The sequence below is a fragment of the Binatus sp. (SeqCode) genome, from assembly GCF_036522015.1.
Classification (GTDB): domain Bacteria; phylum Desulfobacterota; class Binatia; order Binatales; family Binataceae; genus Binatus.
Map to the genome: position 1 here is coordinate 1 of NZ_DATDGQ010000203.1, position 7,790 is coordinate 7,790.

Sequence of the window (7,790 nt, forward strand, 5' to 3'; positions counted from 1 at the left end):
ATTGGCAGGTCGCGCGCGAGGTTGATTGGAAGCGTCCGGTCACAGGAACTGCACCTTTCGCGGCGCCCACGAATTCAACCCCGCTCGGCAAAAGCGTCGAGCGTCTCGATCTTCCCGCGAAGGTCGCGGGCGCCGCATTCATCCACGACCTCGAACTACCGGGGATGCTGCACGGGCGCGTGATGCGGCCGCCTTCCAACGGCGCACGGTTGGAATCGCTCGACACGACTGCGGTCGAGCGTATGCCCGGAGTCGTCAAGATCTGGCGGAGCGGCGACTTCGTGGGCGTTTGTTGCGATCGCGAGTACCAGGCCGTCAAGGCGCTCGAAGCAATCCGCGCGGGCGCACGATGGTTTGAGAGCGAAGTGTCCGCCGGCACTCGAAGCTGGCGCGAACTGCTGCCGACGCTTCGCTCGATCGATTCGGAGACTCAGACTGGCGAGCGCGCGGCAGGAGCGGTGGACATACGGCGGTTGTCCGCGACTTATTCGCGACCGCCGATTGCGCATGCTTCAATGGCGCCGTCGTGCGCGGTCGCTGTTTATGCCGACGGCCGCCTGACGGTATGGACGCATTCGCAGGGCGTCTTCCCGCTTCGCGGTGCGCTCGCAAACGCGCTAGGTCTCGACCCATCAAGCGTCGTGGTGATTCACACGCAAGGCGCCGGAGTTTACGGGCACAACGCCGCCGACGACGTCGCGCTCGACGCCGCTCTGCTCGCGCGCCAGGTCCCGTCGCGTCCGGTGAGAATCCAGTGGAGCCGCGAGGACGAACTCGCATGGTCGCCGCTGGGCTCGCCGATGGTCGTAAAGATCGAGAGCGGGTTGAGCCCGGCCGGCGATATCGTCGATTGGTCGAGCGAGATCTGGAGCGGACCGCATGGCCAGCGCCCGCGACCGCACGGACCGGTCAATCTGCTGGCTGCGGCGCACGTCGATCCGCCGATCCCGTTCCCCGAGGCGTATGAAGTTCTCTCGAGGTTCGCCGGTGGCGCCCGCAATTCCGAGCCCGCCTACGACCTGCCACATCGAAAGATCGTGCTGCACAGCCTTCCGGGCCTGCCGTTTCGCACCTCCGCACTACGTACTCTGGGCGGCTATGCGAACGTCTTCGCAGCCGAGTCTTTCATGGACGAATTGGCCGACGCCGCCGGAGTAGATCCGATCGAGTTCCGGCTTCGTCACTTGTCGGACCCGCGTGCGCGCCGGGTTATCGAGACCGCGGTACGGTTATCGCGATGGCAGTTCAAGGCCGAGCGCGGCAAAGGGCGCGGGGCGGGAATCGGCTTCGCGCGATACAAGAACACGGCCGCTTACGTGGCAGTAGTTGCGAATGTGGAAGTTGACCAGGACGTGAGCGTTTCGAGGGTGGTCGGCGCCGTCGATGCAGGCCTCGTGATCAATCCCGACGGAGTGATCAATCAAATCGAAGGCGGCATCGTGCAATCGATCAGCTGGACGCTCAAGGAACAGGTGGTCTTTGACGGCCGCCGCGTTACCACGCGGACCTGGGAAGACTATCCGATTCTGCGCTTCGCCGAAGTGCCGGAAGTCCAGATTGAACTGATCGACCGGCCTGACTGCCCGCCACTGGGAGTCGGAGACGCAGCCCAAGGTCCCGCCGCCGCCGCGGTCGCAAATGCGGTCGCGCGGGCACACGACTTCCGCATCCGGGATTTGCCGATCACGCGCGAACGGATCGTCGCGGCCAGCGCCGCGTCTTCGTGAAGCGGCATCGATTAGTCGTTCTGACTAGCTGCCGTTCAGTACGGTGGTGGCCGCGTTCAACCTGTCGCTATAGGCGTTCAGTGCGTCTGCTGTCAGCTTGGCGTAGCGATTGGCGTCTGACCAGCGCCGGTCTTCGATTGCTTCGCGGACTCCGGGCAGAGTCTTGGCCTCATAACCGGTATAGCGCCCGGGAGCGTAGATTAAGTTCTTGTACCAGCTTCTGCCTGGTAGGCCTGCTTCGGGAGCTAGTGTTTGATCGATATTCATCATCAAAGCTTGTACTCTGGCTATCTGAGAGTTGGTTAGGTGTGAGGAGTTTTTCGCCAGCGCGTCGTCGTAAGTCTTCGCACTGCGCTTAAGACGATCGACTGCGTCCTCCAGCGGTGCGAACTCGAGATGCGGAACGCGGTCGAGTGCCGTAGGCAGGCCGCTTGACCTGGTAGGATCGGCGGCTAGTTGGAACGCATGGTCGTGTAACAGTTTAGCCTGACTCTCGGCTTCCTCCCGTTCGTCGTCCGCCAGCTTCTTCACTTGATCCAGGTAGTCCGCGACCGCGCTTGCGAAAGCGCTCGCGTTTTGCACCGGTAGGTCGGCGTCGGCCACGCGCATTACGATCCGCCCGATCGTCTTCGCCAGCATCGCGTCATATACGAATCCCGGATCGACGAAGCGGCTGTGATGCTCGAAGGTGTCGTAGCGAGAGTGATAGACGCCGCCTGAGTGGCCTTCCTCGTAGAAGCCGACATCCAGCACCGGCACGCCCAGGTGATCCAGAAAGGCTGAGAAGTCGGAGCCTGATCCTAGAGCCTCGATAGGAAAGTCCTTGTCCGGGTCGGACGCGATCTTGGCCTCAGTCCATACGTGCTCAGTGGCTGTTGGTGCGAGGGCCGCTATGCGCATCTTCGCGCGCAGTCTATCGCCTATGGGAACACCAGTTTCAGGATCGATCACATCGGCTGCGACCTGGTTCACCAGATGCTGGAAGTCCTGGCTGCCGCCTACGCCTAGAAAACCCCGTTCGTTCGAGTCGGAGTTTATGTATAGGACCACTCTCTTTCTGAGTTCGCTCGCATGCTTCTCCGCCCATTCGGTCGAGCCCAGCAGCATTGGCTCCTCGGCATCCCAACTCGTGTAAACGATCGTGCGCTTGGGCTGCCAACCTTGTCTGGCTAGTCCGCCGAAAGCCTTGGCCTCGGCTAGCAGCGCGACTTGTCCGGACAGCGGATCGGTGGCGCCAAAGACCCAACCATCGTGGTGATTACCGCGCACCACCCACTGGTCCGGCCAGGTCGAGCCCTTCATCATCGCGATGACGTCATAGATGGGCTGTTGCCGCCAATCGGATTTTACCGCCAAATGAACTAGCGCGGGTCCTGGTCCTACGCGATAGGTTATAGGCAACCCGCCACGCCACCCTGGCGGGGCCACAGAACCTGTGAGCGCCGCGAGAAACACCTGGGCGTCCCCGTAGGAGATTGGCAGCGTAGGAATCTTCATGATGGTAGGCGCGTCGGACATCCTAAGGCGCTTGGCGTCTTTCGTCGCACCTATGTCCGGGGTCAGCGGATCACCCGGGTACAGACCCATATCGAGTACCGAACCGCGTTGCACACCTTGCGGCGGTCGCATAGGACCGGCGGGATAGGTCTCGTCAATTGAATAACCGTCTTGTGCAGGGTCGGAGTATATGATGCATCCGATCGCGCCGTGATCGTATGCCAGTTTGGGCTTCAACCCGCGCCATCCGCCGCCGTAGCGTGCGATGACGATCTTACCTTTGACACTTACACCCAGCCGCTGGAGCATCTTGTAGTCGTCCAGCATCCCGTAGTTGACGTAAACCAGCTCGGCAGTAACATCGCCGTCGCGCTGGTAGTCGACATAGGCAGGAAGCGCTGGGTCGGTCGCGGTCGCGCTGGAATCGCCGGGGATCGGTGGCTCTTGCAGCGTGGCGGCGAACTTCTTGGGACCGACCAGCTCGAGCGTCTCACTAATAGGCTTGGGGTAGAGCACCCAGAAAGTTTCTATGTGCGCATCCCAACCCCACTCCTTGAACCAGGCAAGGATTTGGTCGGCGTTGGTCTTATCGTGCGGCGAGCTGACATGGTTTGGCTCGGCTGCCAGCAGCTTCATCCAGTCGCGTAGGTCATCCGGATGAATGAGCGCATCGAAGTTGCGTTCGAGCGTTGCCTGATCGGACGAAATAGCAGCCGGCGCGCCGAATCCAACGCTCACATAAAGAAGGATCGCCGCCGCGAGCGAGACGGCGACCTTTGCAGTAATTTTAGACTTATCGGGCACGCAGCCTAAGCGCGCAATCCTGCCAGGCAGCCAGTGCCATCGAGAATCGTATCGAGTGCACGCTTGTCGCCAACGGCTTGATACTTCTCGCGCAACGTGGCCAACGATTTCGCGTGATACTTCTGCGGCTTCTGAGTCCAGGTGCGGCCGCCCAGCTCGACGCTGAACTCTTCGCTGCCTCTTGCAATCGCCGACGCGTTCGCAACCGTCCACGGCATGAAGAGTCTGCCGACCTGTCGCTCGAGCAATGGCGTCAACGTCGGCGCCAGACTTGACCATTGCTCGAAGTCCCCTTCGGCTCGCGGCCACAGCATGCGATGGATCCATGCGAGCGTATTCGGCGTGGTCGCGTCAATGATCGCACCCGGCGTCGGATCGGTCCACGCGTTGTAGAGCTGTCCCCACATCGCGAAGTCGGCGAACGCCGGACGATTGCCGAACAGATAGGCGCGCATGCCGAGATGAGGCTCGAGAATCGTGAGAGTGTCGCGGAACGAGTCCTCGATTTGCGGCGCCGTCGCTGGATTCGATCCGACGAAAGAAACGCGCGGGACCATGCGCTCGCGCACCATCGCGATCCCGTTGGCGAGCTGCGCTTCGTCCACCGTCGGCATCATCGAGCGCGCGATGCGGCCAGCGGCCGAAAGAATATCGGCCTCGCGCGCCCATCGGTAGTGGAACATCCACTTATTGCCCCATTCGTCGCCGAACTCTTCGAGCAGTACCGAAATGAATCTGGCGGTCGACTCGGCCGGATGAATCGAAGGCTCTGGATGACTCGCTTCAACCTGCTCGATGATAGGCGTGGAATCCTGGATGCCTTTATTGTCGGGCGTGACGACCAGCGGCACGAGCGGAAGCTTCTGGTATTTCTGATATTCGCCGTCGGTGTCGAGACTGCGCGGAATCCATCGATGCGGAATCCCCTTATAGCGGAAGTACGAACGGACCTTGACGGAGTACGGCGAAAGCTCGATGCCGTGGACGTGGTATTCGCTGGTCATGGGTTCATCCCTCGACGGCGAGTATCGCACAGTGTCGGCGGCTTTTGTAAATCCTCCGCGCTTTGCGGATCATCCTGCGCGCGTGGAGGTAAGACGCGAGTGGGCGAGCGGGATCTCCAGCGTCAGCACACCTGGGAGCGCCGCTGATTCCAGCGGATCGCAATTTCGGGTGGTACCCGCGGGAGTGTTCCCGCCTAGTATCCCTTCTCGGGGACGATCGTGGTCTTGTTGGTGTCGTGCTCCGCACCGTGGCAGGCCGCGACCTTGTCCTCCGCGGTGTTCAGGTTGGATGCAATCTGAGCGTCAGTCTGTCCCGCCGCCGTCTGCGTCTTCACGACATTGCAATCGACCGGATCGTTCGCCGTAGAGAACATCGAGCATCCTGAAAATCCCGCGGCCACGATCAACAGTCCCGATACACTTGAGATCCAAAGTCCGCTGCGCATCTTTCGTTCCATTGATTCTCCTCCCGATGTCAGAATCTGTCTCTTACGTTCGCCTGATTCACCACGATCACAGAAGCAATCGCGGCATTCTTATCATCTGCCGATCGGCTGGGAAAGCAAGTCCGGAGCGACGGTGGATAGCGGGCTCAGGCCTGGCGCACGACGAATAGCACCATCCACACGAGCAGCATTGTGCCGATCAGGCCACAAGGCAGATAACCCCATTGGTGGCTGAAGGAATGAATCGGAAGCGAACCGAATAGTGCAAGTGCAATCACTACGAGCAGAATTGTATACAAGGATTTCGAACCCTCGTTAGTCTTCTAGCGTTTGTCGCGATTGACCGCAGAAACCGCCTTGTCGATCGTTCTTCCGATCGCATCCTTGACGTTGCCGGCGGCCTGATCCATCTTACCGCGATTTTTCAGCTTCTTGTCATTAGTCAGTACGCCGGCCGCCTCTTCGACGCGTCCCTTAACTTTGTCAGTTGTGCCACTCATTAGTCATTCTCCTTTAACGAACTGAGATTTCAATTTTGTACGAATTACTTATTCACCACCGACGGCAACGGCACGACTATCATCGGTATGAGCATCGGTCCGCCCGACAAGCTGCGGTCGATTGCGATACGTCCGCAGTCTTCACGCTGCCAGTGCTCGATAATCACCCGCATCGACGACCAAACCAGGACGAAAACGATTAGCGATGCGACAAGAACAGAAATGGCGCCGTCGAGGCTGAAAACCTCCTGGTAGTGACCGGACACGATGCGGCGAAGAGAATCTGTCTCGAGAAGCCGGCCGGTGACGGGAGCGAGTGCGTTCGCGACAAAACTGGCAAAAGTCGAGTACGCGAGGCCGGCGGTCAATCCGGCGAGTAAGCTCAATTTTTCCGCCCCGGCCGAAAGATCGGCGCGAACAGGTTGGCTGCGAGGTTGTGCCATGCGGCCTCCTCAAGCCTTGCGATCGTACTAATCGCGTTGGTCTAGCGGAACGTGGTCAAAGGCGAGGAAGAACCACTGTCAGGCTGGATCAGGCCGAGACTCGACTCTTATATCGATTCCGGCTTACTCCAGCTTGAACTAGTAATTTAGTAGTGTCAACTCAAGCAAAATATAATCAACTGAGAATACTACTATATATGTATTTCGCGGCACCGTTATGCCGCCGGGGGAGCCGATCTGAGCCGCACAATCGTCTCGTCGGGCATCAGATTGACCATCGACGCGCTCGACTCCCACAACTCCGCCGCCATCGCAGGATCGTAGGAGTCCTTCGACGACGGCACGTCCCGGGTGCCCTGGAAGTATTTTCCCGAGATGCGCTCGAATCTCGGCTCGGTGACCATGTTCGCGAGCGACTTGCCTGATCGCGCCACACTGTTGACGTTCGGCACGAAGGGACGCAGAGCCGGCAGCACGAACCGCCACGCGAAGCGCGCAAACCTGCCGTAGTCGCGCGCCAGCCCTGTTCCAGGCATCAATCCGGGATCGAACGCATTGACGGTGATCGCGAGTCCATTTGTGCCAACTCTTTCGGCGCGCAGCCTGCGCTCGAGTTCGTAAGTAAACAGGACGTTGCACAGCTTCGACGTGGTGTACGCGCGCCGGCCGGCCGTTCCACGCTCATCTTTGAGCGGCCTGGTATCTTCATCGGGCCGCGCGAGGAAGCGCGCGCGCCGGTAATTCGGCGGTGGCATTCCGGTCGTCTGCGCGGGATCGTGCGTCCCGCTGCTTACGACGACAATCCGCGCCGGCGGCGCCATCTGCGCCAGCATCAGGTTCACCAGTAGGAAATGCCCGAGGTGATTGACGCCGAACGTCGTCTCGAAGCCATCTTTGGTGAAGGTTCTGCCAGTCACGATTTGCGTCGCCGCGTTACATACGAGCGCCCGCAGAGGGGGACGCCGCTCAGCAGCGTAGTCGCGCGCGAAGGCTCGCACGGACTCGAGCGAGGCGAGGTCAAGCGTCATCGCTTCTACTTCACTTTCGCTGCGCCGGGTCTGCGCCAGCAGCCGCTTCACGGCCTCGCGGCCTTTTTCCGCGCTGCGACAACCGACGACCACGTGCCAGTCGTGCGTTTCGGCGAGCGCTCGCGCGCACTCGAAGCCCAAGCCGGTGTTAGCGCCCGTCACGATCGCTGTGTTCATCAGAGCGATGATTGCATTCTCGCAAAGCTGAGGGGAGTGGCGAGCGCCTGTCGTCCACAGCGATAAGAGCCTGACGGCTTGCGTCCGCGCGCGCTAAGATGGGAAATTCAGCTTTCGATGAGCATTGAAACGCAACGCCCCACCATCGCCGAGATCGATCTCGG

8 protein-coding genes are annotated in these 7,790 nt (G+C 60.4%); 1 reads left to right on the forward strand and 7 read right to left on the reverse strand.

The features are described from left to right. Positions 1 to 1,727, forward strand: a 1,727-nt coding sequence (locus tag VIW95_RS08890) for a xanthine dehydrogenase family protein molybdopterin-binding subunit (RefSeq protein WP_331585517.1), incomplete at its 5' end; no start/stop codon positions are given. A gap of 24 nt (positions 1,728 to 1,751) precedes the next feature. Here the strand turns inward: VIW95_RS08890 and VIW95_RS08895 are convergent. The 7 genes from VIW95_RS08895 to VIW95_RS08920 all read right to left on the reverse strand — a co-directional run bounded on the left by VIW95_RS08895 (position 1,752) and on the right by VIW95_RS08920 (position 7,626). After that, the gene (locus VIW95_RS08895; RefSeq protein WP_331585519.1) at positions 1,752 to 4,028 is read right to left on the reverse strand and encodes a transferrin receptor-like dimerization domain-containing protein; all 2,277 of its coding nucleotides are present in this window, start codon (positions 4,026 to 4,028) and stop codon (positions 1,752 to 1,754) included. Positions 4,029 to 4,033: 5 nt separating this feature from the next. Continuing rightward, positions 4,034 to 5,032, reverse strand: coding sequence for a glutathione S-transferase family protein (locus VIW95_RS08900; RefSeq protein ID WP_331585521.1), 999 nt, complete (start codon positions 5,030 to 5,032; stop codon positions 4,034 to 4,036). A 194-nt stretch (positions 5,033 to 5,226) separates the two neighbouring features. Continuing rightward, positions 5,227 to 5,490, reverse strand: coding sequence for a hypothetical protein (locus VIW95_RS08905; protein WP_331585523.1), 264 nt, complete (start codon positions 5,488 to 5,490; stop codon positions 5,227 to 5,229). A gap of 134 nt (positions 5,491 to 5,624) precedes the next feature. Beyond that, positions 5,625 to 5,777 carry a DUF3309 family protein gene (locus tag VIW95_RS17470; RefSeq protein ID WP_349259308.1) on the reverse strand — a complete coding sequence of 51 codons (153 nt, stop codon included), beginning with the start codon at positions 5,775 to 5,777 and terminating at the stop codon, positions 5,625 to 5,627. 24 nt (positions 5,778 to 5,801) lie between these two features. Beyond that, a complete protein-coding gene (locus VIW95_RS08910) occupies positions 5,802 to 5,978 on the reverse strand; it encodes a CsbD family protein (protein ID WP_331585525.1) in 177 nt (58 codons plus the stop codon). A gap of 44 nt (positions 5,979 to 6,022) precedes the next feature. Further along, positions 6,023 to 6,421, reverse strand: a complete 399-nt coding sequence (locus VIW95_RS08915; protein ID WP_331585527.1) for a hypothetical protein — start codon at positions 6,419 to 6,421, stop codon at positions 6,023 to 6,025. A gap of 215 nt (positions 6,422 to 6,636) precedes the next feature. Beyond that, complete coding sequence (locus tag VIW95_RS08920) at positions 6,637 to 7,626, reverse strand: SDR family NAD(P)-dependent oxidoreductase (RefSeq protein WP_331585529.1); 990 nt, start codon at positions 7,624 to 7,626, stop codon at positions 6,637 to 6,639. Positions 7,627 to 7,790: the final 164 nt, after the last annotated feature.

Excerpts from the sequence above, each read along its gene's own strand:
- VIW95_RS08900 (WP_331585521.1), bottom strand. The coding sequence starts at position 5,032 with ATGACCAGCGAATACCACGTCCACGGCATCGAGCTTTCGCCGTACTCC.
- VIW95_RS08905 (WP_331585523.1), bottom strand. The coding sequence starts at position 5,490 with ATGGAACGAAAGATGCGCAGCGGACTTTGGATCTCAAGTGTATCGGGA.
- VIW95_RS08910 (WP_331585525.1), bottom strand. The coding sequence starts at position 5,978 with ATGAGTGGCACAACTGACAAAGTTAAGGGACGCGTCGAAGAGGCGGCC.
- VIW95_RS08915 (WP_331585527.1), bottom strand. The coding sequence starts at position 6,421 with ATGGCACAACCTCGCAGCCAACCTGTTCGCGCCGATCTTTCGGCCGGG.
- VIW95_RS08920 (WP_331585529.1), bottom strand. The coding sequence starts at position 7,626 with ATGAACACAGCGATCGTGACGGGCGCTAACACCGGCTTGGGCTTCGAG.